Below are 24044 nucleotides of genomic sequence, written 5' to 3'. Positions count from 1 at the left end.
TTAGATCTCCAGCATCCGGTCCATCGCGACCTGAGCCAGTTCCTTCTCCTCGGGCGCGACCTCGATGACGTTTCGCTCGCGGCCGTCGACCAGTTCCTCCAGCACCCACGCGAGGTAGTTCGGGTCGATCTGCCGCATCGCGTTGCAGTCCATACAGGCATCGCCACACAGCGGCACGACGTTCACCTCGGGGTGCCACCGCTGGAGGTGGTGCGTGAGGTGTATCTCGGTGCCGATGGCCCACGTCTCGCCGGCGTCGGCCTCGGCGACAGACTCACAGATGGTCGACGTGGAGCCGGCCACGTCGGCGGCCTCAACGACCTCGCGGCGGCACTCGGGGTGGACGATGACGTTCGCGTCGGGGTAGTCCTCGCGGACGGACTCGATGTGGTGCTCGCGGAACCGCTCGTGGACCTGGCAGTACCCCTCCCAGAGGATGACGTCGTTCTCGACGGCGTCGGCGGCGTCGGTCCCCTCGGCGTCCCACGGGTCCCACTCGACGGTCTCGTCGGCCATGCCGAGGCGGTGGGCCGTGTTCTCGCCGAGGTGCTTGTCGGGCAGGAACAGGACCTTGTCGCCCTTCTCGAAGGCGTACTCGAAGGCCTTGTGCGCGTTCGATGAGGTACAGACCAGCCCGCCCTGCTCGGCACAGAAGGCCTTCAGGTCGGCGTAGCTGTTCATGTACGTGATAGGGATTATCTCTTCGTCGTCGTCCAGGGCCGCGGTCAGCTCCGCCCACGCGGCATCGACCTGCAGCGCCTCGGCCATGCCGGCCATCGGGCAGGAGGCCTCCATCGACGGGAGAATCACGGTCTGGTCGTCGTCCGTAATGATGTCCGCGGATTCGGCCATGAACGTCACGCCGCCGAAAATCACGTAGTCGGCGTCGGACTCGGCGGCCTCCTTCGAGAGCTGGTAGGAGTCGCCGATGAAGTCGGCGTGTTCGACTATCTCCCGGCGCTGGTAGTTATGGCCGAGGATGACCACGTCGTCGCCGAGGGTATCGAGCGCGCTCTCGATGCGCTCGGTCCGCTCGTCTGCCTCGAGATCCCGATACGTTGACGGGAGTTGCTCGAGGTTGTCGTACTTGAAGAGGCTGAGATCTGTCTCGAACGCGGCGGTTTCCATTTCGGGCACGATGTATCCACCTGTGGGTACTCACACTTCGGAACTACTTCGTGAAAACATTTTATCTTCAAAGAAGCAAGTTGGTGGTGGAAAGAATTGTATTTACAGTATTGGTGGCCAACTAAGTTCTGTTGGCAAAATTGGTGGCAACTATAATTCCGTTTCCGGTATTGGTAGTCCATCAATTTTTTATATCCGGATTTGGCGACCAATCCGGTTCTATATTCCGCATTGCCGAATCATGTTGTATGTCATTGAGTGACCAAAAAGGTTGATTCGACACCGCTGTCTGTTCGAGTCAGTCGCTGGCGTCAAACACTACGTCACCGTCGCTGACAGTCAACGTAACTGCGATATCCGAAATTTCGCCGCCAGGCACCGCCCACGGGGAGGCCGTCAGCACGGCGAAGTCCGCGACCGAGCCCGGCGTAATCGTGCCCATCCGGTCCTCGTCGAAGCCCGCGTACGCGGCACCGCTGGTGTACGCCCGCAGTGCCTCGTCGACCGTCAGCCGCTGGTTCGGTTCCGGCGCGGTCACGGCCTGCTGGACGCCATACAGCGGTGAGAGCGGCATACAGTCGCTCCCGAAGGCCAGTTGTGCGCCGGCATCAACGAGGTCGCGGAACCGGTTCGTCTGCGCGCGGCGCTCGCCGAGTCGCTCGTCGTACAGGCCACCGGGCGCTGCCCACCGATGGAAGTTCGGCTGGGATGACACGACCAGCGGCGATGCAGCCAGCCGCTCCACCAGGTCACCGGTCAGGACCTCGGCGTGTTCGACGCGGTGGCGCTCGCTCTCGGCGTCGACCGACTCGACGGCCGAAAGCAGTGCCTCGATGGCCGCGTCGCCGATGGCGTGGGCGGCGAACTGGAGGCCCGCGTCGTCGACTTCTGACACGAGTCTCCGGAGAGCATCCGGAGCCGTCCGCCACTCGCCGACGCTATCGCTGTCGGCGTAGGGGTCCCGGAGCCGCGCGGTTCCGGCCCCGAGCGACCCGTCGATGTACGTCTTGATCGCGCCCGTCCGGACCCGGTCGCTCCCGTGGTTCGTCACCAGACCGAGTTCCCTGACCGAATCAAGGTGATCGACCCAGTAGTTGAGCCGCACCCGCAGCGAGAGTGCGTCCTCGGCGTCTAGGTCGCGGTACACTCGCGGGGCGTGTGACTGCCGCACCATGTCGTGGACGGCGGTAATTCCCTCCGAGAGCGCCACTTCCTGCGCGGCCAGCAGATACTCCCGGGTCTGTGTGTAGTCGGGCGCGATAGCGTCGAAGACGGCCTCGGCGGCTTCCTCGACGAGTACGCCTGTCGGGGCTCCGTCCTCGGTCCGGACGCCGTCGTCGGGTAGGTCCAGTACGTCCAGCGCGGCGTGGTTCACCGATACCGTGTGGATGTCTTCGCGCGCGGCCGCAACAGGGCGCTTGGTACTTACTCGGTCCAGCGTCGCCGCCTGCAACAGGTCTCCATCCCAGTCGCTCTCGTCGTAGCCAAAGCCCAGAATCCAACCCTCGCCGCCGTCGGCCGCCAGCAACCGGTCGATGCAGTCGGCCGGGCCGTCTGCCCCGGCGAGGTCCGCCTCGACTGCACGCCGGCCGACGATGTCTAGATGCGTGTGGGCGTCGACGAAACCGGGCAGCAGGACACCACCGCGGCAATCAACGGTCTCGGCACCCGCGGTCGAGAGTTCGTCCGGGTCGCCGACAGCTGTGACAGTCCCGTTCGTCACTGCGACCGCCGACGCCGGGTCGTCGCCGGACAGCGGTCGCACCTCACAGTTCGTGAATACGCGGTCGACCATACGGAACCCCCGAACGGCGACTGCAAAACCCTTGGCCCGCCAAGAGCAACTGTTAGGGGTCCCGAAGCCACACCGGTCAGTATGACCGACTCCGACGTTGTCGCGCTCGCAGAGCGCGTTCGTGACGGTGAGTTGCGGCTCTACGAACTGGAAGACCACGCCGATCCCGACACCGCGGCAGCGGCCCGTAGACACCTGCTGGCCGAGGAGACCGGCGCGGACCTCTCGGCGGTCGGCGACTACACCTTCGACGCTGCCGACGCCGAGAGCAACATCGAGAACATGGTCGGCGCGGCGCAGGTCCCGATGGGCGTGGTCGGCCCCCTCCCGGTCGACGGCGGGGCCGCCAAGGGCGACCACCACCTCCCGCTGGCGACCAGCGAGGGCGCGCTGCTGGCCTCCGTCAACCGCGGCGTCTCCACGATTCGAAACGCTGGCGGCGCGACCGCTCGCGTCCTCAAGTCCGGGATGACCCGCGCGCCGGTGTTCCGCGTCGAAGACGTGGCCGAGGCCGGCGAAGTGTCAGCTTGGGTCCGCGAACACGTCGACGCTCTGGCCGACGCCGCCGAGTCGACCACGAGCCACGGCGAGCTACAGGACGTGACACCGTACGTCGTCGGCGACAGCGTCTTCCTGCGCTTTTCCTACGACACCAAGGACGCGATGGGAATGAACATGGCCACTATCGCGACAGAGGCGGCCTGCGACGTTGTCGAGTCCGAAACGCCGGCTGACCTCGTCGCGCTGTCGGGCAATCTCTGCTCCGATAAGAAGCCCGCCGCTATCAACGCTGTCGAGGGGCGCGGTCGGACCGTCGCTGCGGACGTGCTCATTCCCCACGAGCAGGTCGAGGACCGGCTCGATACGACCTCCGACGCTATCGTCGAGGCCAACACCCGCAAGAACCTCGTTGGCTCGGCGAAGGCCGGCGCGCTGGGGTTCAACGCCCACGCCGCCAACGTCGTCGCCGCCGCGTTCCTCGCGCTCGGGCAGGATATCGCACAGGTCGTCGAGGGGAGCAACGCCATCACCACTGTCGACGCCCGCGAGGACGGGCTGTACGCCTCGGTCACTATCGCGTCGCTGGAGGTCGGCACCGTTGGCGGCGGGACGGGCCTGCCGACCCAGTCCGAGGCACTGGACGTGCTGGGCTACGCCGGCGGCGGCGACCCCGCCGGGAGCAACGCAGACGCGCTCGCGGAAGTCATCGCTGCCGGCGCGCTGGCCGGCGAACTCTCCTTACTTGCTGCGCTGTCCTCGCGCCACCTCTCCTCGGCGCACGCCGACCTCGGGCGGTAGTGCCGCTTTTGGGTCAGTGCGCTCTTACTGCCGGCTTTGACTCACCAGAAAGCCGGCACCCGCAACGAGGACGACGACGCCGGCGAGCAGGAGCGCTTCCTGTCCGAGTAGGGGACCCAGTACAAGCAACGCCCACGCCACGGCAAAGATACCGTGGGCGATTGCGAACAGTCGCTGGCCTCGGTGGGCGAACACGACCGTCCCCAGCGCGAACCCGAGCGTCAAGACGACCGCCGAGAGCGCGACCGTGCTCACCTGTAGTGAACCCACGGCAACTGGCTCGACGACCGGGGTGAGCAGAAACAGCAGTCCCGAGAGACCGACAAGAATCCCGACTGCGACCGGGCCGGGCTCCAGATCTAACGTCGCGGTCATAGCAGCCGGTACTTCCCCCGGCTCTCCGATACCTCGCCCGCCCGAACCAGTTTCTGCAGCGCTTTCCGGGTGTACGACGCCGGGACGCCACGCTCCTCGGCGTAAGCCACCACATCGCCTTCGGTGGGCTGGTCAAGGTTCCGCAACGCGCTCAGGACAGTCTCCTTGCGGCTCGACCCGCTGGCCGCCCCCTGTTCGACGCGCTCGGCGGCCGCCGACACGGCGTCAGTGTCGACTCCCGAATCTTCGAGATACGTCTCGTCGTCCACGCCCGCGTCGCCGACCTGACGCTCCATCTCGGCGTAGGAGTCCAGTTCCGCGAAGGCGTCGCCCTCTCCCTGCCGGTTCGCCAGCATCGACGCCCGGATCTCGCGAGCGTGGGCCTCGTCGTCTGTTTCGACGAAGTTCCGCCGCTTGGCGTGTTTCCGGCGCGTGCCACACCGCGGGCACTGTGTCGTCTCCGGCCGTCCCTCTGTGACCCACAGCGCGCTGCAATCACTACACCCGACGACCGCGTACATACCTCTCTGTCAGGGCCGGACGGTACTGAATCCACCGACAGGGGAACGCTGGAGTGAGTCTCGTTTCGGGTAGGGATTTCTGGCTGGCAGCAGCGAGAATCACGACACCAGCAACGGTTGGTAGCGGACGAACGCTTAGGTGGGCCAGGTACGACAGCACAGCGCATGAGGGAAGTACCACAGGCGGCCTGTGAGACAGTCGAAGCAGTCGACGGCGTCCACCTGACACAGATGGCGGTCGGAGAGCAGATGAGTGTCCAGCAGTTCCATATCGAACCCGGCGCGGCCGTCCCGGAACACAGCCACCGCCACGAGCAGGTCGGCTACGTCGTGAAAGGGACCTTCACTTTCCACGTCAACGGCGAAGAGTACGTCATCGGCCCCGGAGACTCCTACGTGGTCCCGAGCGAGGAACCACACGAGGCGCGCAACGACGGCGAGGAGCCCGTCCGCGGCATCGACGTGTTCAGCCCGCCCAGACCGAACCCGGACTGGCAGGACTAACCACAACTGTTTGAGTCCTGCGTCCGTATGGTTGCTAATGACGCGGGCAGTGGCTACCATCGTGACGCTCGCGCTCGTACTCGCCGGGTGTTCGGGGTTCGTCCAGTCGGACAGTCCCGAGACGGTCACGCCGGTAGCGGTGCCGACCGATGGGGTCGGCTATCCGCCGGGCGTGAGTGACAACGCAGTAGTTCCGTCAACGCTGGCCAGCGCCCACGCGCGGACACTTGCGACGACGAACTACACGCTGGACACTCGCCAGCGAGTCACCGACAGCAACGGAACGGTGCTCCGGCGAACGAACCACACACGCTACGTCGCGGTGAACAAGACGACGTACGCAGGGCGGTTCCGGCAGAACGGGACGGAACTGAACACGTTCACCACCCGCATCGACTACTGGACCAACGGCTCCATCGTCGCGGCCCGGTACGACAATCGAGCGAACCGGCGGAATCAGGTCACGTGGCCAGTTCGCGACGACGGCCCGGTCTCGGACCTCTCGGAGCGCCGGACGATACGCGGCGTCGCGGAAGCCGTTGCGCTTTCCGTTGCTGACCGGAGTGACGGCGGCGTCGCCCTCGTCGGGACCCGTTTCACCAACCCCGACAGACTCCGCACGCCGCTGTTCGTGAGTGACCCTCACAACGTCTCCGTCCGGCTTCGCGTCAATCACGACGGCACCGTTTCGGCGTTCCGGCTGGTTTTCGACGCTGAACGTAGCGACCAGCAGGTCCGTGTCACGCAAGAGATGCGGCTACAGCATGTGGGGTCGACGACAGTAGCACAGCCGGAGTGGGTCGCAAATACGACCAGGCGGCCGCTTCGGGAATAACCGATCGCCCGCACAGACCAGACTCAGGCGCTACCGAATGCCGGCAGGACTCGGCGTGAGGTGAGCAGATAGCCGGCGTACAGAAGGACCAGCCCCATGTACACCTCCCAAGCAGCGAACGCGGAGATACCGCCGGACAGGTCGGCGAGGGCGGCCTGTTCGGTGAGTGCCCCGCCGACGGTTAGCCCGACTGCGAGAACCGTCGAAAGTAGGAGTTCCAGTAGTTCCGGAATCGATTCTGTGGCCATGTGTGCCCAGATATCACTGCAAACCGCTTGTAGCTCTTTCGATCCGAGAGAGCTTAGTAGGTCCACAAGAACGGACCTGTATGAGCCAAAACTGGAACGCGGACTACGCGACCCTCGCAAAGCGCGGGTTCATGCTCGGGGCAGGGCTGTTCCTCCTCGGCATTGCGGGGGAGATCGCCGGAAGCGCCGTGCTCGGGACCCTTCCAGCTTGGGGCGACACGCTGTTGGTCGACATGGAACTGCTCGGTATCCTCGTCGGGCTCCTCTCGCCGCTCGTGTTCGGTGTGGTCCTGCCGCTGACCGAGTAACGCTTCTCGGACCGACTGTGCTCCACAAGAAACGCAACCCCCGAGCGATAGCTCTGTTCTCCCGATAGGACTCGCCTGTGCCGTCACTCTCAGGCTGTACCGGAATAAAAATGAAGCGTGTTGTAGCCAGCGCGACTCGCTTACGCGAGTTTCTCGATGTTCTGGCGGCTTCGCCGCCAGAGTCCAGAAGCTCTCTACGAGAGCTTCTCTATATTTTCGACGACCTTGTCGGCGAACTCGCTGGTAGCGAGCTTGTTGCCGCCCTCGATCTGGCGTTCGAGGTCATAGGTGACGTCACCGGAGGAGATGGTCTCCTCGACGGCGTCACGAACGAGCTGGCCGGCGTCCTTCCAGCCCATGTATTCGAGCATGAGGCGGCCGGAGAGAATCATCGCGGTCGGGTTGACCTTGTCCTCACCGGCGTACTTCGGCGCGGAGCCGTGGACCGGCTCTGCGAGACAGCGGGCCGTGCCGAAGTTCGCACCGGGGGCGATGCCGAGCCCGCCGATCTGTGCGCCGGCGGCGTCGGACATGTAGTCCCCGTTGAGGTTCATCGTCGCGATGACGTCGTACTCGTCGGTACGGGTGAGGAGCTGCTGGAGCATGTTGTCGGCGATGCGGTCGTTGACGACCAGCGCGTCCTCGGGCGCTTCGCCGTCGTACTCGTCCCAGAGTTCGTCCTCGGTGATGACGTTCTCGCCGTACTCCTCGTCGGCGACCTCGTAGCCCCAGTCGCGGAAGGCACCCTCAGTGAACTTCATGATGTTGCCCTTGTGGACCAGCGTGACGCTGTCCCGGTCCTCTTCGAGGGCGTAGTCGATTGCCTCGCGGACGAGGCGCTTGGTCCCGAACTCGGTAATCGGCTTGACGCCGATGCCGACCGGGCCGTCGTGGATGGTCTCGTCGAAGTCCATCTCCTCTTCGACGAACTCCTTGACCTCGTCGACTTCGTCGGTGCCGGCTTCCCACTCGATGCCAGCATAGACGTCTTCGGTGTTCTCCCGGAAGGTGACCATGTCCATCTCCTCGGGGTCTTTGACCGGTGATGGGACGCCGTCGATGTGGTAGGTCGGGCGGACGTTCGCGTAGAGGTCGAGCGTCTTGCGGAGCGCGACGTTCAGCGAGCGGAAGCCAGCGCCGACTGGTGTTGTCAGCGGGCCCTTGATAGCGACGTTGAACTCTTTGATGGCCTCGACGGTGTCATCAGGGAGGTTCTCGTCGTACTTGTCCCGGGCGGACTGGCCGGCGTAGACGCGCATCCAGGAGATGTCACGACCGGTGGCGTTCGCGGCGGCTTCGAGCACCTTCTGTGCGGCCGGACCGACGTCCGTCCCGATACCGTCCCCGTGGATGATTGGGATGATCGGGTTCTCCGGAACGTCGAGTTCGTCGTCCTCCGTGACCTGAATCTGCTGTCCCTCGTCGGGAACCTCCACTTTGTCGTAATCGTAGCCCATATTCCGCCAATTGACAGTCGCCCCTAAAGGCGTGCCGCTTTGCCTCAGACGTGGTAACACAGTGCGTAAAGAAAGGACAACGACCGTTCGCGGGCACGTCACTAACCGCAACTGCCGGAGGTGATATGCCCTTCGTGTGTCAACGGGGCTGTATGCACGTCATCGTTCACGGCGGCGCGGGCAGTCCACCGGAGTCACCGGCTACTCGGCAGGCAACTCTCACAGACGCCGCTGAACAGGCAGCGAAGGCGGAGCGCCCGATGGAGGCGGTTCTGGCCGCGCTTCGGCCCCTCGAATCCGATCCGGCGTTCAACGCCGGCGTCGGTGGAGCCGTCCAGAGTGACGGCGAAGTCCGGACTGACGCCGGAATGATGACCCACGACGGCCAGACCGGGGCAGCGTGTGCAATGTCTGGCGTTGTACACGCTGCGGACGTGGCCCGTACTGTGGCAGCTGAGACGCCACACGTCCTTCTTGCTGGCGACGAGGCCGTGGCGTTCGCGGCGGGCTCCGGCGTCGAAACCGATCGCGACCTCACGACTGCAGAGACGCGACAGCGATACGAGCGGGCAAACCCGCCCGATGGTGACCCCGCCGACCACCTCGACTGGGTCCGTGAGCATTTCAGCGGCACTGACACTGTCGGCGCGGTTGCGACCGACGGGGACCGGCTTGCGGCGGCGACATCGACCGCCGGGCGCTGGTTCGCGCTGGCCGGTCGGGTCGGTGACGTGCCGCAGATCGGCGCTGGCTTTTACGCTGATGACCGCGGTGGTGCGAGCGCGACCGGCGAAGGAGAGCCTATCGCCCGGTTCGGGTTAGCCCGCCATGCAGTCGAACAATTAGACACGTACGGCCCGCGACAGGCCGCCGAGGAGGCGATTGCGGACTTCGAGGACGCGACCGGCGGGCGTGCTGGCGTGATCGTTCTTGACCGGGCCGGCCATACCGGGGCCGAACGGAACACCGCCGCAATGCAGACCGCGCGGAGATAGCCAGAGGGAAACCCCTTTGCCCGCCACCGACTAACCGGCGTGCATGACTGACGTGGATTTCGATTCCGAGCAGTACGAGAAATGCCGCGAAGCGGGCGAGATTCTGGCACAGGTGCGCGACGAGGCGGCCGAACGCGTCGAGGTGGGCGTCTCCCATCTCGAAGTCGCACAGTGGGCCGAGGAGAAGATACGAGAGCTGGGCGGCAAGCCGGCGTTTCCGGTGAACATCTCCATCGACGAGGAGGCGGCCCACGCCACCCCCGAGCGCGACGACGACGCCACCTTCGGCGAAGAGATGGTCAACCTCGACATCGGCGTCCACGTTGACGGGTGGCTCGCCGACACCGCTGTGACAGTCGACCTGTCCGGGCAGGCCGAACTCGCCGAAGCGCCTGCCGAGGCCTTGGACGCCGCGCTGGACGTTGCCGGCCCTGGCGTCGACGTGGGCCAGATCGGCGCGGCCGTCGAGGAGGTCATCGAAGGGTACGGCTACAACCCCGTTGTGAACCTTACCGGCCACGGACTCGGTCACTGGGAGCAGCACACGTCGCCGAATATCCCGAACCGCGAAGTGGCACAGGGCGCGACGCTCGACGTGGGCGACGTGGTCGCTATCGAACCGTTCGCTACCGACGGCCGCGGCAAGGTACAGGAAGGGGCTGACGAGGAGATTTTCGCCCTCGAACGCGAGGGGTCGGTCCGGAACCGGCAGGCCCGACAGGTCCTCGAACAGATCACCGAGGAGTACCGCACGCTGCCGTTTGCCGCACGCTGGCTCGACTCGCCGCGAGCGGAGATGGCGCTTCGCCGCCTGAAACAGCAGGACATTGTCCACGGCTACCCGGTACTCAAAGAGCAGGACGGCGCGTACGTCAGCCAGAAGGAACACACCGTCATCATCACCGAGGACGGCTGTGAAGTAACGACGCGCTCTCGGTAGCGCGACGCTAACTTCGAACCCGCCGGGTGACATCGGACTACTGTTTTCGAGCAGCAACGCTGCCGCTCTGTAATTCGTGTGAAAGGGTGGGGGTGTGTGGGCCACGCAGTCAGAGACCGCGTAGCGTATGGAAACGGTGGGGTGGGGGTGTGGGGATGGTCAGGCGTTGTTCATCCGTGTTGACGTGGTTGTGCCACAGATCTGACACTCGCTGACCCGGTACGGCTCACGGGAAAACGCCGCGTTTTCGCGTTTATCGGATTCTGTCTGTATCTGGACACGTACGGCGTGTGGTGTCTCACGGTCACACGTTGAACAGTGTTCAGCCATGTCAACGCCGTCGTTTATCGCTGCCATCCCGTCTGATACAAGCCGGGTAGGGAGTATAAAAACCGCCCTCAGTTCTGGTCCGTTCAGCACTGTTTATCGCCCGACGGCAGCTGATTTTTGCCGGAGGCGACGTTAGATCAGCCGAGAATGTTTAAAAGATACGCTAAGGTCACAGAACCCGGTCAGATTGCATGAACGGCCAACACCTTTATATACCACTTCTGGAGTGTCAGTCCTGTCGTTTTTGCTGGTGGGTCGGCAACTGGCGGTATGGACAAGATGTTTGCGCCGTGGCGCATCGAGTGGGTCGAACGCGAGGAGCCAGACTCCGATGTCGACTGCGTGTTCTGTGCGTTTCAGGCACAGGACGACGACCGGGCGAACAACCTCGTGGCGCGAAGCGACCACGCCTTTGTCCTCCTGAACAACTACCCGTACAACCCCGGGCACGTGATGGTCATTCCGCACACCCACACCGGCGAGTACGGCGACCTCGACGACGAAACCCTGCTCGACCACGCCCGACTGAAACAGCGGACCTTCGATGCTCTCGAAACCGCGCTGTCCCCGGATGGGTTTAACGCCGGGCTGAACCTCGGCGGCTCCGCGGCCGGTGGGTCCATCGACGACCACCTCCATACACACGTTGTCCCGCGGTGGAACGGCGACACCAACTTCATGCCGGTCATCAGCGACACGAAAGTCATCGTCGAGGCTGTCGAAGAGACGTACGACCGGCTCTACGCCGCGTTCGCGTCACAGGACGGGACGACCACCCCCGACGAGGGGGCTGTCCGCATCAACTGAGGCGGTCGTGGGGAAGTTGATACGGAGACTGCGCTGGTGTCGAAGCGGCTTTGACGGCGGCCCGACAACGGGGGAGCAATGTCACGCCGCGCGACGCTCAGACGGGTTGGGCTGCTCGTTCTCGGCGTCAACCTTCTCCTCGTGCTGCTGAAAGCCGGCGTCTGGTTCACCACCGGAAGCTTCGCTGTCCAGTCTGAGGCGATCAACAGCGCCGCTGACACCGCCTACTCGCTGGTCATCGTTGCTGGGCTGTACCTGACGACACGCCCGCCGGACTTCGAGCACCCCCACGGTCACGAACGTATCGAGCCGTTCGTCTCCCTGTTCGTCGCCGCGGGTATCTTCGCCGCTGGTGGGTTCGTCCTCTGGAACGCCGGCACCGCCCTGTTGACCGGCAATATCTCGGTGTCACAGGGACCGGCTGCCGTGCTCGTGCTCGCGTTCTCGGCCGTCGCGAAGTACGCCCTCTACCGGTACTGTCTCCGCGCGGGCACGAACCGTAACTCCCCGGCGCTCATTGCGACGGCAAAGGACAACCGCAACGACATCCTCACCGCGGGCGCGGCGCTGGTCGGCGTCGCTGGTGCGATGGTCGGCTACCCCATCGCCGACCCGCTGGCCGCACTCGTCGTCGCCATCGGCATCATCTACACCGGCATCGAGGTCGTACAGGAAAACGTCACGTATCTCGTCGGCGGCGCACCACCGGAGGACCTTCGGCGCGAAATCCTCCGCCGCGCGCTCGACCACCCGAAGGTCCGCGGCGCACACGATGTCATCGCCCACTACGTCGGCCCTGAAATCGACGTGAGCCTTCACATCGAGGTGGAAGGCGACCTAACGCTGTTCGAGGCCCACGACATCGAGACGGCAGTCATCAAGTCCATCGAGGAGCTTCCGGAGGTCGACGACGCGTTCATTCACGTCGACCCGAAGGAACTCGGCGAGTGGAAAGACGACGAAGAAGTAGAGCGGCTTGCCGATCTGGAGTGACGTTTTAGTGGCTGCCGTGCTATCAGATAGCATATGGGTGACGACTCATCACGTAGCTGGCTCGCGCTCGGACGACTGTTGTTTGGCCTCGGCGTGGCCCTTCAGGCCGCTGAAGACTTCCGCGATATGGAGGACGCAATCGAGTACGCCGAGTCGGCGGGTGTCCCCGCGCCGGACCTGTTGGCCCCACTGGCCTCGGGGATGATGCTGGTCGGCGGGCTGGGGACGGCATTCTGGCGGCTCCCACGGGTTTCGACCGGTGCCGTTGCCACGTTCCTTGCCGTCGTCACGCCGACGATGCACGACTTCTGGAACGCCGAGCCGGATGACCGTGGCGGCGAGCGCCTGGCCTTCTTCGGGAACCTCGCGATGTTCGGTGCAGCGGTAACGTTCCTTCGCGAAGCCTACAGCGGCGACTGAGCACTCGGTCGCTCTGACTGAAAATTTGGGCTGCTGACCCGCTCAGTCCGCGACCTGCGCCCGCTCGACGGGCTCGCCGAAGGCGTAGACGGTGTTGTGGCTTGTGACCTCTACCTCGACCATGTCGCCGATTTCGAGGCCGCGCTCCTGTGCGTCGGCGATGACGACCTGCCGGTAGGCCTCGTCGTAGCCCACCAGCGACTCGTCGGTGCCGTTCTCGACGAGCAGCACCGACGAGGTGCGCCCGACCATCTCCTCGTAGGCCTCGGCCATGAGTTCCATCTTCGCCTCGCTCATCTCCTTCGAGCGGTCCTTCTTGACCTGGCCGCCCAGCCCCTTCATGTCGGCGGCGTCGGTGCCGGGCCGCTTGGAGAAGCGCGTGACGTTGATTTTCTCGGGACGGGTCTCACGAAGCAGCGCCATCGACTGCTCGTGGTCGGCCGGTTCCTCGGTCGGGAAGCCGACGATGAAGTCCGTCGATAGCGTCCAGTAGTCCAGCTTGTCGTCCAGCGTCTCGACGACCTCCAGATACTCCGAAACGGCGTGCTGGCGGCGCATATCTGCCAGCACGTCGTCACTGCCGGACTGGACCGGTGCGTGGATGAAGTTGTACAGTTCCTCGTGTTCGGCAAACACCGCCGCGAGTTCCTCGCGGACGCCGTGCAGGCCCTTCGGGTTCGCCATCCCGACGCGAACGCGGAAGTCGCCGTCGATGTCGGTGCAGATGCGGTCGAGTAGCTCCGGCAGCAGGCTCGTCCCCTGGTTCGTGTCCCAGCCGTAGACGCCGGTGTCTTGGCCCGTGATACGGATTTCCTTCGCGCCCGCGTGGACCAGCGCACGGGCCTTCTCGACGTTCTCCTCGACCGAGGGGGACTCGATCCGCCCGGTCGCTTGCTTTGTGATGCAGTACGAGCAGTCCGACATACACCCCCGGGCGATGGGAAGGATACCGACGACGCCGTTGAGGACCGTTTCGGTGTCCGGCGTAATCGTCGGGCACTCGCCGTTGAGGACGTACTGGGGCACGTCGTCCCAGTGAAGCACCTCGGCGTCGATGTCGGCGTTCTGGAACTCCTCGCCCTGTGCGAGCGCCATACAGCCCGTGATGACGAGGTCCGCCGGGGTTTCGTTATCGAGTTCTTTGGCCCGTGCGAGCATGTTGCGTTCGGTCTTCTCAAGCACCGTGCAGGTGTTGAGGATCGCCACGTCGGCGGACTCCGGCCCGTCAGCGGGGTGGTGCCCGCCCTCCCGGAGCGCCTGCTCGATTTGCTGGGTCTCACCTCTGTTCGAGGTGCACCCGTACGTCTCGATGTGATACCGGGCCATTCATCCAGATACTATCGCCAGGACGGCAAAAGGGCGACGGATTGGACCGGTCAGTAGCCGTCGGTTGCGTCTGTGTCGTCCGGGTCTGCCTCTGGTTCGGTCACGGTTTCACCCGCCGTTTCGGCCTGCCACTCCCGAACAATGGTATCACCGCTGGAGGCCCCGATTCGCTCGGCTCCGGCCTCGAACATCGCCCTGGCGTCGGCCCACGACCCGACGCCGCCGCTGGCTTTCACCGGGAGGTACTTGCTGAGAATCTCCACGTCGTGGACCGTCGCGCCGCCCTCGCTGAACCCCGTTGCGGTCTTGAGGTAGGCAGCGTCGGCGTCTGCAACGAGTTGCCCGACCCGCTCGAGTTCCTCGTCGGAGAGCAGCGGCGCTTCGACGATGACCTTCACCGGAACTGGGACGCTGGCGACGACCTCAGTGATGTGGTCCCGGACGGCGTCGTCCTCGCCGGCCTTGAGCAAGCCCACGTTGCACACCATATCCAGTTCGTCGGCTCCGGCGTCCCAGGCCAGTTTGGCCGCCTGACAGACGCTGTCGGTCTGACCCTGGCCGTGCGGGAAGTCGATGACGGCCGTAAGCGGGACGTTCGCGTACTCGGTCGCAAGCGGGAGCGCCCACGGCGGGATGCACGCCCGCATTCCGTACTGGAGCGCCTCGTCGAGGCAGGTTCGTACGTCGTTCGGTGTCGTCGTCGGACCGAGAACTGTATGCTCGATGCGGTCTGGTATCTCGTCCATACCGCGGGGTGACACGTGGTGCCCACGTAAAGACGGCGGGCGGCGGACGGTGGAGCTACTGTCGTGCCGTACTCGTGTTCGATGATTGCCGCTCAGGCTGCGACGGTATCGTCGGCCTCGTTCGGAAGGTTTTCCCTCATCGGAGTCGGCGTGGGGGACATGGTACTGCCCTCGGGGTTAGCGCTCCCGCCGCTTGAGTACACTGTGGCGCTGCTTGCGGGCACGCTCGTGGTGACAGCGCTGTTGTACGCCCTCGAACCACCGATCGACCAACGAACCGTAGTCGCCTTGACGCCGTGGATGGCCCTCGGCGGCGCGCTCCACGCGTTCCATCAGCCACCGATTGACGCCTACAGGCCCGTGGTCGCACCGCTGTTCGGCGCGCCGGCGGTGTATCTCACGACGTTCGTCACGCTGGCTCTCGTCTGGATCACGCTGACGCTGTTCAGCGTCCGACGCGGCCACAGCGAGACGATATCACGGAATCTGGGGTACATCGGTGTCGGATTTCTGACGGTATTGCTTGTCATCGCTGTCGTGATGGCACTGGAGTCCGGCCTGCTTGGACTCATCTGGCCAACTGTTGCTGTCGTCGTCGCAACCGTCGTTACTGCCGTGACGGTGCTTGCGGTCGCGCTGTGGCGGACACCGGTGGTCGTTCGGATGCGGTATGCGGCCCCGACGGTCGTGTTCGCGCATATGCTCGACGGCGTCTCGACGGCGGTCGGCGCTGATGTTATCGGCATCACGGAACGAACGCCGATCCCGGCCCGCATCATGGAGTTCGCTGGCACGCTCCCCACAGCGCCGTATCTCGGCAAAGGCTGGCTGTTCGTGTTCGTCAAACTGCTCGTGGCGGTTGCGGTCGTCTTTCTGCTGGACGACTATCTCGAAGAGGAACCCATCGAAGCGAGTCTCCTGCTCGCGCTCGTAACCGCCGTTGGCATCGGCCCGGCCACGAACAACATTGTCCTGTTCCTGTTCAGCCCGGTCTGAGTGGGGCTACTCCGGCACCGAATCGCCGAATCCTTCCTGCCGTTCCCGTTCGAGCCGCTGACACCCGAACACGAGTGAATCTGGAAGATCCGTCGCATTCGATTGCAGCGATTCGAACACAGTGGCCACCTCACTGAACCGCGGGCCACGACCGGCAACCAGTGGCTCCTTTTGCCACGTTATGAACTCATAGTCGGACAGCAGCGGCAGGTGGCAGTGGTGCAGCTCTTGCCGCAGAATCTCCGGATCCTGCGGGACATTAGGGTTTATTGCACTCTCGGGGAGCGGGACTGTCGCGTCAGGCGGGGCATCTAACAATGCGACGATTAGCTGCCGGCGCGGCTCGGCGCTGACGGCCTTGAAAACGTCGTCCCAGCGTCTTATCACCCGCTTTCCGTTCTGGTACCGTTGCTGTGTCATGGTGTAACTTATAACATTTTTTCACACGACGACATATATATTATCGTGGTGTACTATGTTAGGTGAACTGAACCCAGAGGGTGCCTCTCTCCGGTCGAGTCGCCATGACCGGATGACACAATCCTCATGGGCATCGCGAGCAAGAGAGACATGTGCTTGATTACCCCATCACGCAATGGGCGTCTGTCTGTGTCGTCGCCGGTGCGGTCGTCGGCCTGCTGTTGAACATCCCGATGGTGACACAGGACGAGGGGTATCTGCCGGCGTACGTCGCTGGGGCTGGACTTACTCGCGCCGACCCAGCCGCGGTGAGCCGGCCCCTCGCCGCCGTCGTGCATCACGGCACCGCCCTCGTTGCGACCCTGCTCTACGGCGCGGTCGTTGCAGGCCTCTCGTCCGTGCTTCCGATGGCAGTCTCGCTCAACGGCGTCCCGCTGCTACCGCACATCGCTGGCGTTGCGGGCGTTTCCGCGTTCATCTACTACTTTTTCGCTCGCATCGCCATGCCTCGCTTCGGCGGCAGCGTTCGAGACACCGCTGACGAGATTATCCGACAGTGGGCACTCACGGCGTTCATCTTTGGGACAGCGCTTGCGCTGTTCGTCCCGGTGCTCGTCACCTGGCTGTAAGCTACGTGTCCCCGGCCCGCTTCGAGAGGTTCCTGTAGGCCCCGAGATACAGGAAGACGGTGGCAAGCAGCGCGAACGGAACGACGAGGGTCCACGAGGGGCCGTCCGGCGTTCCCGCGCCGACGGTGTAGCCAGTCAGCAGCCCGAGGACGACTCCGGCGACAATAGCGATACCCGCCGGTCCTCGCATCCGTCTGTCGAACAGCGAGATATCGTCTGCCATACGTCCCCTCTATCGGGCGTCCTACCTCACTGTTGCGACCGACGTGAATTCACTGACTACTAAATAGTTCCGTGCGACTGGCCTGTATGGCGAAACAGCCGCATCTACTCGTCGAACCGGGTGACCTGACAGACATCGCGCTTGTGCCGGGCGACCCCGGACGCGTCGACCGCATCGCAGGCCTCTGTGACGACCACGAAGTCGTCGCACAGAACCGCGAGTACAAACTCGTCAACGCGACATACGACGGTCGCGAGCTCACCATCTGTTCGACCGGCATCGGGTCGCCGTCGACGGCCATTGCCGTCGAGGAACTGGAAGCAGTCGGCGTCGAGACGCTCATCCGCGTCGGAACGACCGGCGCGCTGCAGGAAGGCATCGAAATCGGCGATATGGTCGTCGCCAACGGCGCTGCCAAGGACGAGGGCACGTCCCAGCGCTACGAATCCAAGTCCGTCCCGGCCGTCCCCGACTACGAGGTGCTCTCGTCGCTGGTCGACGCCGCCGAGGCGAACGACGAGGACGTTCACGTCGGTCCAATTGCGACGGACGACGCCTTCTACGCCGAGACGGACGAGTATATCAACGACTGGGAGGACGCCGGTCTGCTGGCCGTCGAGATGGAGGCCGCCGCGCTGTTCTCGCTGTGTCGTCGCAAGGGCCTGCGCTCGGGCGCTATCTGTACCGTCGACGGCAACCTCGTCGAGGGGACACAGAAGGGCGAAACCGAGGACGAGGAACTCCCCGAGAAAGCCAAGAACAACGTCGAGCGCGCTATCGAAATTAGTCTGACGGCGGCCGCGTCGCTGTAGGCACCGCCGCTGTTGACTCCGCACGAGCAGCTAACCCCGCAACTTCCCGGCGGAGGGCTTAACAGATGTTCTCCCGTGGGAACCTGTATGCTCGACCAGTTCCGGAAGTGGTTCCACGCGGCGGTCAGGCGACTCCGGCGGGTCGAGCGCCGCGAACTGCAGGACTTCAGGCGGTGGGCCGAGGTGACGGAAAACCTCGTTCACCTCTCTATGCTGGTGTTCGTCCCGCTCGCTATCGTGCTGGTGACGACGCTGGCAAACGCCGTTCCACGACTGAGTTTCCTGCTGTTCCCGCCGCTCGCGGCGGGGTCGTACACGCTCTTTGTTGACCCGACGAGCAAGTACTCCGACCCGAAGCGGTTCGTCGCGGGCCTCACCATCGGCGCGGTCTGTGGGCTGGGTGCACTCGCAGTCTCGAACAGCTATCTCACAGCGCCGGGCGGCCAGTTCGGCGTCAACGCGCTCGGTGCCGGCCTCGCCGTCTTCGCCACTGGCGTAGTCACCTGGCCGCTGGACATCGAGGAGCCGTCGTCGTACTCGACCGCGCTGCTGGCACTGCTGGTCGAACCGAGCCAGCAGGCGACGTTCGTCGCCAGTGTCTTCCTCGCCAGTTCGCTCGTGGCAGTCCTCTTTGTCATCTGGCGCGAGCAGTTCTACGAACAGCGAGCAACGTACCTGTACGAGTCGATGTCCGGTGACGACCACGTTCTGGTCCCGATGCGCGGCGACGCAGCGGGACAGACAGCGATGCTGGGCGCACGACTCGCGGCCGCTCACGAGGCCGGCAAAGTCGTCCTGCTGGACGTGGTTTCGGACAGCGACGCCGCCACGGCCCAGCAAACCCTCACACGGGACACGATACAGCTTGACATCCGGTCCGAGAACGGGGGCGAGCCGGCGTCGGCAGAAACCCGCCCGGTTGGCGACGGCGGTGACCCGGCAACCGCCCCGGCGTCGCCCGAGCAGACGGACCTCGAAGCGGAGATCGATTGGCTGGAGACCCACGCCGACCGGATCGAGACGCGGACGGGCGTCTCCTGTCAGGTCGTCGTCGCGAGCGACCACGGGTCGCCGGCGAAGACAACGCTGCAGACTGCGGCCGAAACCAACTGCGACCTCATTGTCGCACCCTACGAAAGCCAACACGGGGCGCTGACGCCGTATTTACAGCGGCTCTTCCGCAGTGAAAGCGACGTCGTCGTCCACCGCTCCCGGAGCGACCGGACCCGCTGGAAACAGGTCATCGTCCCCGTCCGTAGTGTCAGCGATGTGGCTCACAATATGGTCGACTTCGCCACACGACTGGCCGGCCGGAGCGGGCGGGTCGCCGTCGCGACCTGTATCGGCTCCCGTGGGGACCGCCGCCGGGCCGAAGAGATGCTTGCGGACCTCATCGAACCGTACGAGGGCGCGTTCGAGACGCGGGTTCCGCGGACGGATATCCAGACGTTTCTGTCCGATACGGCGTCGCAGTACGACCTCGTCATGATCGGGGCAAGCCGCGACCGGAGCAAGGCGTCGCGGTTCATCTCCCCACCGACGTTCGAACGGCTGGAGGACGTGGAAACGGATGTCGCTATCGTCGACCGCGGTCGAGCCTAAATCTCCGCGTCGTCCTCGTCGTTCACGTCGAGCAGGTGGTCGGCGATGTTCTCCATCCCCTCGCGGCCCAGCGCGGACTGGACGATGAGGTGGCCGCCCAGTACTGCGGGGCTGATGACCGTGTCCGCGCCCGCTCGCCGAAGCTTTTCAATGTTTTCGCGGTCCGTCGCCGCGGCGACGATGTTGACCGTCGGATTGAGCGTCTGGGCCGTCAGTATCGCCAGCGCGTCCTGCGCGTCGTCGTTCGTCGCCGCGACGACCGCCGCGGCGTCCTCGATACCGGCCCGTTGCATGGGTACTTCGTCGCTCGGGTCCGCAGTCAGGACGGCGATGTCCTGTTGCTGGAGCCGGGTGGCCGTCTCCGTGTCCGGCGTGATGACAACGAACTCGATTTCGCCGGTCAGCTCTTCGATAATCGGTTCCGTCAGGTCGCCGTGGCCGAGTACCAGTACGTGGTTCTCAAGCAGGTCCAGTTGTGCGTCAGTCATGTTTCCGAGTGCCTCCGAAAGCCGTTTTTCGATTGCCGGTCCCAGCAGCGACCCCAGCGCGATGGCGAAACTGGCCGTTCCGAGGACGACCACGGACATGCCGAACAGTTTCGCTTGCTGGCTCTGTGGGGTCATATCGCCGTACCCGACAGTGCTGGCCGTGACCAGCGTGTAATAGAACGCATCAGTCGCCGTCGAAAGGTTGGTGAATTCATCGCGGAGCGCGTACGACCCCGCCGTTCCGTACATGAGCGAGCCGAGGAGCGCCGCGCCCGCGGCCAGTTGCGCCGTCGAGAGGTCGATCGGTCGGTCGAACCGCCGTCGATTCAGGAGCATCGTCGGGAGCGAGAGCAGCGAGAGGGCGACAAGCGGAATCGAAACCGCCGAACTCGGCACGGACCCGACGAACGGAATCGACACCGCGGAGTTCTGTACCAGCCCCTGAACCGCTGCCACGGGGAGCAAGACGACGGTCGCGTACCACGCGATTCGCAGGCGACGGCGGAGTCCAACGACGCTGACGAGGAGCGTGAACCCCGTGAGTGCGCCGGTGAACCCGGCGGTGCGCTGGATGCTGCGCGGAATGAGGTCCCCGAGCGGCCCGCTGATCGACACGGCACTGATATTGACCACACCAGTGACGAACGACAGCACCGCTACCAACACCGGCAAGAGGATTGTCGCGCGCGCTCCCAGCCAGTCCCGCGGTCTGTCCATACCCATCCAGATTACATCGGTCGGTGTAAATGTACTGTCCGCGGGCCGGAAGCGATTTACTACCGGCCACGCAGGATGTGGACATGGCTTCGCTCCCGGTCGAGGTGTTGATGGGGATCTATCTGGGGTTGTTGGTGGGAGTGATACCGGCGCTCGTGTCGTGGGCGCTGGGGTTCAGTTTCAAGTATTTTACCGGCATTACCGTGCCGGGGTTCGGTGTTGTCGTGCTGGCAATCGCACTTGCCGGCGTCAGCGGCGGCCTCATGGCACTGGCTGATAAGTCGATTACGGAGGCCCCCAACGCCGAACGAGTGATCACTGCAATCATCCTCGTCGGGATGGTGTCGCTGTACGCACACAGCAAGGGCGACCAGCTCGGGGCGACGTTCCCGAAGCGACTCTCTTTACAGGGGCTACGCGAAAAGAAACTCTCCGCGGACGTGGTTGAACTCGTCGGTGGCCGTGACGAGGTCCGTATTCGTATTGTCGGCGACGTGGCCGATATGGAGGGGTATCCGCCGCTTTCGGAGCCGCTTCGTGCCGACATCCGAAACGAGGAGTGGCGGTTTCCGGCCGACCTCCGCATCGGCGAACTCGAACGCCGGATGGAAGAGCGACTGAAATCCGAGTTCGACCTCGGTGACGCCGCCGTCTCAATCGACGAGCAGGGGCGGGCGACGGTCGTCGCCGCGCCGCCGTTTTCGGGGCTGTCGAAGCGCGTGGGCGATAATCGCCACGCCGTTTCGGTTGAGGCGCTGTTGCCGACCGGTCTGGCCCGCAACGACGAGGTGACAGTGCTGACTGAGGACGCGCAGGTACGGGGGACTGTCGTCAGTGCCCGGTCGGACCCGGTGGCCGACGAGACGCCCGCCGAGACGCCAACGGAACCGGAAATCGCCGACACCGAGCCAACTCCGACGCCGGTCCGGGCCCCGACGACCGACGGTGGCGAGGGGCGACTCACCGTCGCCGTGACCCGGACGGATGTCCAACCGCTCCTGCGCTCAGCCCGGCCAAAGGTCGTGGTCGAACCCCGTGGCACACATCGGGAGTACGAACTCATTTCCCTTCTCCGGCGAGCCGGCAACCGCTTTCGCCGACTCACGGTTCGCACCGACGGCCCGCTTGACGGGACAACGCTCCGGGACGCCCGTGTTCGGGAGGCCTACGACGTTGCTGTCGTCGCCATCCGGACGCCGGACGGCTGGCAAGTCGCACCGCGCGGCGAGGCAGCCGTTGAGGCGGGCGACGAACTGTACGCGATTGGTCGCCGAACCGACCTCGATGCCTTCGCGGAGGCGGTCGCATGATGCTGGTCGGCCCGACACTGCTCGCACAGGTCGGTGCGAACCTGCAACTGGGGACGGTGTCACGGGCGCTGGTCGAGGGTGTCGTCTGGCTCCTCGCTATTACGATTCTCGCCGCGACGCCAGCTGGTGCTATCGCCGTCTTCTACCGCTGGTACGTCCGTGAGCGCATTCAGACCGGGCTAGCGGTCCTGTTCGGACTGACTGCGGTCGTCCTCGTCATCGGCGCAACGACCGCGCTCAGTGAGGTCATCGCCCAGCGTGAGGACGTGCTGGCGGCCGGGGCGGTCCTGTTGAACCTCGCCGCGTTCCTCGCCGGCGGCGTCGGGGCCTACGGCGGGATGCGCATCGGAGACCGGCTGGGTGTCGACCTCTTTGCCGCGACCGGCGGCCGAAACATCGACGCCGACGTGAGCGAAATCGTCCAGACCGTCGGCCGCGTCACGTCGGTTCGTCTCCCCGAGGATATCGACGATATCATCGGTTACGACCCGATGCCCGACGAGACAAAAGAGACGCTCGCTGACCGCCGCTTTCTCTTCCCGCGGCGGCTGACGAAAGACGAACTCCGGGAGCGGCTGGTTGGCCGGCTCAAAACCGACTACGGCGTTGGCCACGTGGACGTCGAACTGGCCGACGACGGGAACGTCGACTACCTCGCCATCGGCTCGCGGGCGGCCGGTATCGGGCCGACGTTGCCACCATCGACGAACGCCGTCGCACTCCGGGCTGACCCGGCCCACGCTGCGAGCGCCGGCGACCTCGTTCAGGTCTGGGAGCAAGCGCCATCGAAACGCGTACTCACCGGGGAACTCCGTGGCGTCGCAGACGACGTGGTGACGGTCGCTATCGACGCCGCCGACACGCCGAAACTCGACCCCCAGACCGAGTACAAACTGGTCACGCTCCCGGTGCAGGACCGCTCTGACCGTGAGTTCGCCTCGCTGCTCCGTGCGGCCGACGAGACAATGGGCACCACCGCCGTCGAACCGGGGAGCATGCTCGACGGCGCGCCGGTCGGCAGTCTAGCAGTGTCAGTGGTCGCGATCACCCGCGACGACACAGCGCCGGAGACAATCCCGTCCCGCGAACGCGTCCTCGCGGCCGGTGACACAATCTACGCAATCGCTACCCCGGACGCGTTACGGCGGCTGGAACAGGCCACGGAAGGCGAAACGGCCACGACATCGGCTGTGGCGGACGAACCGGACGACGGCGCGGCTGACGGGGACGGACAGTCAAGCGCGTCTGACTCTGCCCCCCGGAACGAGCGAGCGGACCGACCGGAAACAACGGCGGACGACGCGACTGCTGTCTCGGCTGCCGACAGCGCGCAGAATGTCGACGCGGTCGAGACTGCTGCCGATGCCGCGACCGACGCCGGCACGGACACGACTACGGTCGACACTGCCGACGAGTCAGCAGACTCCGCTGTTGAAGATGCGGCGGCTGAGTCTGCGCTGGCTGATGCCGGCGCTGGCGAGAGGACAACCGAGACTGGCGACGAGGCTCCCGACGACCCGCTGGAGGCACTCCGGAACATCGACACGGAGGAGCCAGGCGACGACCTGACGGCCGAGGAAGCGTTCGACGACGTGCCGGCAGACGACGCCGACGACACCGTCGAGGTGTGGGACCCGGAAGAGCGGATCGGCGAGGCTGACGACGAGTCCGCCGAGGCCGGCGACAGCGACTCGACGGACTCCGAAGCGCCAACCGGGGACGGAGACGGCGCAGACGACGAACCGACCGCTGGTGACGGTTCGGAGGACCGAGACTGAATTTCGAGTGTCGGTACCGCCGGATGCACGCTGTCTGTCTCC

Annotated in this window: 27 protein-coding genes; 15 read left to right on the top strand and 12 right to left on the bottom strand. The window is 64.8% G+C overall.

The window, feature by feature from the left end; genetic code table 11:
• A complete protein-coding gene (gene nadA, locus D3D01_RS02650) occupies window positions 1-1128 on the bottom strand; it encodes a quinolinate synthase NadA (protein WP_199725365.1) in 1128 nt (375 codons plus the stop codon).
• A gap of 298 nt (window positions 1129-1426) precedes the next feature.
• Window positions 1427-2923 carry an amidohydrolase gene (locus D3D01_RS02645; RefSeq protein ID WP_121511140.1) on the bottom strand — a complete coding sequence of 499 codons (1497 nt, stop codon included), beginning with the start codon at window positions 2921-2923 and terminating at the stop codon, window positions 1427-1429.
• 81 nt (window positions 2924-3004) lie between these two features.
• Between D3D01_RS02645 and hmgA the strand changes: the two genes are divergently transcribed.
• Window positions 3005-4222 (top strand): hydroxymethylglutaryl-CoA reductase (NADPH), encoded by a 1218-nt coding sequence (gene hmgA / locus D3D01_RS02640; RefSeq protein WP_121511139.1) that lies wholly within the window; start codon window positions 3005-3007, stop codon window positions 4220-4222.
• Window positions 4223-4246: 24 nt separating this feature from the next.
• Here hmgA and D3D01_RS02635 read toward each other — a convergent pair whose 3' ends face one another.
• Together D3D01_RS02635 and D3D01_RS02630 are read right to left on the bottom strand one after the other, a co-directional pair.
• Window positions 4247-4597 carry a hypothetical protein gene (locus tag D3D01_RS02635; protein ID WP_101349352.1) on the bottom strand — a complete coding sequence of 117 codons (351 nt, stop codon included), beginning with the start codon at window positions 4595-4597 and terminating at the stop codon, window positions 4247-4249.
• The gene (locus D3D01_RS02630) at window positions 4594-5118 is read right to left on the bottom strand and encodes a DUF5817 domain-containing protein (protein WP_121511138.1); all 525 of its coding nucleotides are present in this window, start codon (window positions 5116-5118) and stop codon (window positions 4594-4596) included. Before D3D01_RS02630 ends, D3D01_RS02635 begins: the two co-directional genes overlap by 4 nt.
• A 165-nt stretch (window positions 5119-5283) precedes the next feature.
• Here D3D01_RS02630 and D3D01_RS02625 point away from each other — a divergent pair, with 165 nt between their 5' ends.
• Window positions 5284-5622 (top strand): cupin domain-containing protein, encoded by a 339-nt coding sequence (locus D3D01_RS02625; RefSeq protein WP_121511137.1) that lies wholly within the window; start codon window positions 5284-5286, stop codon window positions 5620-5622.
• A gap of 37 nt (window positions 5623-5659) precedes the next feature.
• Window positions 5660-6457, top strand: coding sequence for a hypothetical protein (locus tag D3D01_RS02620; RefSeq protein ID WP_121511136.1), 798 nt, complete (start codon window positions 5660-5662; stop codon window positions 6455-6457).
• Between the two features lie 23 nt (window positions 6458-6480).
• Here D3D01_RS02620 and D3D01_RS02615 read toward each other — a convergent pair whose 3' ends face one another.
• Window positions 6481-6705, bottom strand: a complete 225-nt coding sequence (locus D3D01_RS02615) for a hypothetical protein (protein ID WP_101349356.1) — start codon at window positions 6703-6705, stop codon at window positions 6481-6483.
• 80 nt (window positions 6706-6785) lie between these two features.
• Between D3D01_RS02615 and D3D01_RS02610 the strand changes: the two genes are divergently transcribed.
• A complete protein-coding gene (locus D3D01_RS02610) occupies window positions 6786-7013 on the top strand; it encodes a hypothetical protein (protein WP_121511135.1) in 228 nt (75 codons plus the stop codon).
• A 194-nt stretch (window positions 7014-7207) separates the two neighbouring features.
• Here D3D01_RS02610 and icd read toward each other — a convergent pair whose 3' ends face one another.
• Window positions 7208-8470, bottom strand: coding sequence for an isocitrate dehydrogenase (NADP(+)) (icd, locus tag D3D01_RS02605; RefSeq protein WP_121511134.1), 1263 nt, complete (start codon window positions 8468-8470; stop codon window positions 7208-7210).
• 152 nt (window positions 8471-8622) lie between these two features.
• On the opposite strand from icd, the gene D3D01_RS02600 reads away from it, so the two are divergent.
• Both D3D01_RS02600 and map read left to right on the top strand, forming a co-directional pair.
• Window positions 8623-9465, top strand: coding sequence for an isoaspartyl peptidase/L-asparaginase (locus D3D01_RS02600; RefSeq protein ID WP_121511133.1), 843 nt, complete (start codon window positions 8623-8625; stop codon window positions 9463-9465).
• Window positions 9466-9508: 43 nt separating this feature from the next.
• Window positions 9509-10405 carry a type II methionyl aminopeptidase gene (gene map, locus D3D01_RS02595; RefSeq protein ID WP_121511132.1) on the top strand — a complete coding sequence of 299 codons (897 nt, stop codon included), beginning with the start codon at window positions 9509-9511 and terminating at the stop codon, window positions 10403-10405.
• Between the two features lie 159 nt (window positions 10406-10564).
• Here the strand turns inward: map and D3D01_RS24460 are convergent, their stop codons facing one another.
• Complete coding sequence (locus tag D3D01_RS24460) at window positions 10565-10762, bottom strand: hypothetical protein (protein WP_004518623.1); 198 nt, start codon at window positions 10760-10762, stop codon at window positions 10565-10567.
• Window positions 10763-11005: 243 nt separating this feature from the next.
• Between D3D01_RS24460 and D3D01_RS02585 the strand changes: the two genes are divergently transcribed.
• From D3D01_RS02585 to D3D01_RS02575, 3 genes are all read left to right on the top strand, one after another.
• Window positions 11006-11542, top strand: coding sequence for an HIT domain-containing protein (locus tag D3D01_RS02585; RefSeq protein ID WP_121511131.1), 537 nt, complete (start codon window positions 11006-11008; stop codon window positions 11540-11542).
• Between the two features lie 78 nt (window positions 11543-11620).
• Window positions 11621-12535, top strand: coding sequence for a cation diffusion facilitator family transporter (locus D3D01_RS02580; protein WP_101349363.1), 915 nt, complete (start codon window positions 11621-11623; stop codon window positions 12533-12535).
• 33 nt (window positions 12536-12568) lie between these two features.
• On the top strand, window positions 12569-12955 hold the full coding sequence (locus tag D3D01_RS02575) for a DoxX family protein (RefSeq protein WP_101349364.1): 387 nt from the start codon (window positions 12569-12571) through the stop codon (window positions 12953-12955).
• A gap of 42 nt (window positions 12956-12997) precedes the next feature.
• Here the strand turns inward: D3D01_RS02575 and D3D01_RS02570 are convergent, their stop codons facing one another.
• Together D3D01_RS02570 and deoC are read right to left on the bottom strand one after the other, a co-directional pair.
• Complete coding sequence (locus tag D3D01_RS02570) at window positions 12998-14281, bottom strand: tRNA (N(6)-L-threonylcarbamoyladenosine(37)-C(2))-methylthiotransferase (RefSeq protein WP_121511130.1); 1284 nt, start codon at window positions 14279-14281, stop codon at window positions 12998-13000.
• Between the two features lie 50 nt (window positions 14282-14331).
• Complete coding sequence (gene deoC, locus D3D01_RS02565; protein WP_101349366.1) at window positions 14332-15027, bottom strand: deoxyribose-phosphate aldolase; 696 nt, start codon at window positions 15025-15027, stop codon at window positions 14332-14334.
• A gap of 159 nt (window positions 15028-15186) precedes the next feature.
• Between deoC and D3D01_RS02560 the strand changes: the two genes are divergently transcribed.
• Window positions 15187-16023 carry a DUF63 family protein gene (locus D3D01_RS02560; RefSeq protein WP_101349367.1) on the top strand — a complete coding sequence of 279 codons (837 nt, stop codon included), beginning with the start codon at window positions 15187-15189 and terminating at the stop codon, window positions 16021-16023.
• Window positions 16024-16029: 6 nt separating this feature from the next.
• On the opposite strand, the gene D3D01_RS02555 is transcribed toward D3D01_RS02560, so the two are convergent.
• Window positions 16030-16443 carry a hypothetical protein gene (locus D3D01_RS02555; RefSeq protein WP_121511129.1) on the bottom strand — a complete coding sequence of 138 codons (414 nt, stop codon included), beginning with the start codon at window positions 16441-16443 and terminating at the stop codon, window positions 16030-16032.
• A gap of 152 nt (window positions 16444-16595) precedes the next feature.
• Here D3D01_RS02555 and D3D01_RS02550 point away from each other — a divergent pair, with 152 nt between their 5' ends.
• Window positions 16596-17072 carry a hypothetical protein gene (locus D3D01_RS02550; protein WP_121511128.1) on the top strand — a complete coding sequence of 159 codons (477 nt, stop codon included), beginning with the start codon at window positions 16596-16598 and terminating at the stop codon, window positions 17070-17072.
• A 1-nt stretch (window position 17073) separates the two neighbouring features.
• On the opposite strand, the gene D3D01_RS02545 is transcribed toward D3D01_RS02550, so the two are convergent.
• A complete protein-coding gene (locus tag D3D01_RS02545; protein ID WP_101349370.1) occupies window positions 17074-17295 on the bottom strand; it encodes a hypothetical protein in 222 nt (73 codons plus the stop codon).
• An 86-nt stretch (window positions 17296-17381) separates the two neighbouring features.
• On the opposite strand from D3D01_RS02545, the gene D3D01_RS02540 reads away from it, so the two are divergent.
• The gene (locus D3D01_RS02540; protein WP_121511127.1) at window positions 17382-18107 is read left to right on the top strand and encodes a nucleoside phosphorylase; all 726 of its coding nucleotides are present in this window, start codon (window positions 17382-17384) and stop codon (window positions 18105-18107) included.
• An 87-nt stretch (window positions 18108-18194) separates the two neighbouring features.
• Entirely contained in the window at window positions 18195-19709 is a 1515-nt protein-coding gene (locus tag D3D01_RS02535) for an HPP family protein (RefSeq protein ID WP_101349372.1), read from the top strand.
• Here D3D01_RS02535 and D3D01_RS02530 read toward each other — a convergent pair.
• Window positions 19706-20914 (bottom strand): NAD-binding protein, encoded by a 1209-nt coding sequence (locus D3D01_RS02530; RefSeq protein ID WP_101349373.1) that lies wholly within the window; start codon window positions 20912-20914, stop codon window positions 19706-19708. The genes D3D01_RS02535 and D3D01_RS02530 overlap by 4 nt on opposite strands.
• Window positions 20915-20943: 29 nt before the next feature.
• On the opposite strand from D3D01_RS02530, the gene D3D01_RS02525 reads away from it, so the two are divergent.
• Together D3D01_RS02525 and D3D01_RS02520 are read left to right on the top strand one after the other, a co-directional pair.
• Window positions 20944-22224, top strand: coding sequence for a potassium channel family protein (locus tag D3D01_RS02525; RefSeq protein ID WP_121511126.1), 1281 nt, complete (start codon window positions 20944-20946; stop codon window positions 22222-22224).
• Complete coding sequence (locus D3D01_RS02520; protein WP_121511125.1) at window positions 22221-24002, top strand: TrkA C-terminal domain-containing protein; 1782 nt, start codon at window positions 22221-22223, stop codon at window positions 24000-24002. Before D3D01_RS02525 ends, D3D01_RS02520 begins: the two co-directional genes overlap by 4 nt.
• Window positions 24003-24044: the final 42 nt, after the last annotated feature.

It is taken from the genome of Haloarcula sp. Atlit-7R (assembly GCF_003666065.1).
Lineage (GTDB): Archaea > Halobacteriota > Halobacteria > Halobacteriales > Haloarculaceae > Haloarcula > Haloarcula taiwanensis.
The sequence above is the reverse complement of the archived record's forward strand: the minus strand, read 5'-3'. Positions and strand labels throughout refer to the sequence as shown.

Bases quoted from the DNA above. Each gene is read 5' to 3' on its own strand.
- nadA (WP_199725365.1), bottom strand. From the start codon at position 1,128: ATGGAAACCGCCGCGTTCGAGACAGATCTCAGCCTCTTCAAGTACGAC.
- D3D01_RS02645 (WP_121511140.1), bottom strand. From the start codon at position 2,923: ATGGTCGACCGCGTATTCACGAACTGTGAGGTGCGACCGCTGTCCGGC.
- hmgA (WP_121511139.1), top strand. From the start codon at position 3,005: ATGACCGACTCCGACGTTGTCGCGCTCGCAGAGCGCGTTCGTGACGGT.
- D3D01_RS02635 (WP_101349352.1), bottom strand. From the start codon at position 4,597: ATGACCGCGACGTTAGATCTGGAGCCCGGCCCGGTCGCAGTCGGGATT.
- D3D01_RS02630 (WP_121511138.1), bottom strand. From the start codon at position 5,118: ATGTACGCGGTCGTCGGGTGTAGTGATTGCAGCGCGCTGTGGGTCACA.
- D3D01_RS02625 (WP_121511137.1), top strand. From the start codon at position 5,284: ATGAGGGAAGTACCACAGGCGGCCTGTGAGACAGTCGAAGCAGTCGAC.
- D3D01_RS02620 (WP_121511136.1), top strand. From the start codon at position 5,660: ATGACGCGGGCAGTGGCTACCATCGTGACGCTCGCGCTCGTACTCGCC.
- D3D01_RS02615 (WP_101349356.1), bottom strand. From the start codon at position 6,705: ATGGCCACAGAATCGATTCCGGAACTACTGGAACTCCTACTTTCGACG.
- D3D01_RS02610 (WP_121511135.1), top strand. From the start codon at position 6,786: ATGAGCCAAAACTGGAACGCGGACTACGCGACCCTCGCAAAGCGCGGG.
- icd (WP_121511134.1), bottom strand. From the start codon at position 8,470: ATGGGCTACGATTACGACAAAGTGGAGGTTCCCGACGAGGGACAGCAG.
- D3D01_RS02600 (WP_121511133.1), top strand. From the start codon at position 8,623: ATGCACGTCATCGTTCACGGCGGCGCGGGCAGTCCACCGGAGTCACCG.
- map (WP_121511132.1), top strand. From the start codon at position 9,509: ATGACTGACGTGGATTTCGATTCCGAGCAGTACGAGAAATGCCGCGAA.
- D3D01_RS24460 (WP_004518623.1), bottom strand. From the start codon at position 10,762: ATGGCAGCGATAAACGACGGCGTTGACATGGCTGAACACTGTTCAACG.
- D3D01_RS02585 (WP_121511131.1), top strand. From the start codon at position 11,006: ATGGACAAGATGTTTGCGCCGTGGCGCATCGAGTGGGTCGAACGCGAG.
- D3D01_RS02580 (WP_101349363.1), top strand. From the start codon at position 11,621: ATGTCACGCCGCGCGACGCTCAGACGGGTTGGGCTGCTCGTTCTCGGC.
- D3D01_RS02575 (WP_101349364.1), top strand. From the start codon at position 12,569: ATGGGTGACGACTCATCACGTAGCTGGCTCGCGCTCGGACGACTGTTG.
- D3D01_RS02570 (WP_121511130.1), bottom strand. From the start codon at position 14,281: ATGGCCCGGTATCACATCGAGACGTACGGGTGCACCTCGAACAGAGGT.
- deoC (WP_101349366.1), bottom strand. From the start codon at position 15,027: ATGGACGAGATACCAGACCGCATCGAGCATACAGTTCTCGGTCCGACG.
- D3D01_RS02560 (WP_101349367.1), top strand. From the start codon at position 15,187: ATGGTACTGCCCTCGGGGTTAGCGCTCCCGCCGCTTGAGTACACTGTG.
- D3D01_RS02555 (WP_121511129.1), bottom strand. From the start codon at position 16,443: ATGACACAGCAACGGTACCAGAACGGAAAGCGGGTGATAAGACGCTGG.
- D3D01_RS02545 (WP_101349370.1), bottom strand. From the start codon at position 17,295: ATGGCAGACGATATCTCGCTGTTCGACAGACGGATGCGAGGACCGGCG.
- D3D01_RS02540 (WP_121511127.1), top strand. From the start codon at position 17,382: ATGGCGAAACAGCCGCATCTACTCGTCGAACCGGGTGACCTGACAGAC.
- D3D01_RS02535 (WP_101349372.1), top strand. From the start codon at position 18,195: ATGCTCGACCAGTTCCGGAAGTGGTTCCACGCGGCGGTCAGGCGACTC.
- D3D01_RS02530 (WP_101349373.1), bottom strand. From the start codon at position 20,914: ATGGACAGACCGCGGGACTGGCTGGGAGCGCGCGCGACAATCCTCTTG.
- D3D01_RS02525 (WP_121511126.1), top strand. From the start codon at position 20,944: ATGTACTGTCCGCGGGCCGGAAGCGATTTACTACCGGCCACGCAGGAT.
- D3D01_RS02520 (WP_121511125.1), top strand. From the start codon at position 22,221: ATGATGCTGGTCGGCCCGACACTGCTCGCACAGGTCGGTGCGAACCTG.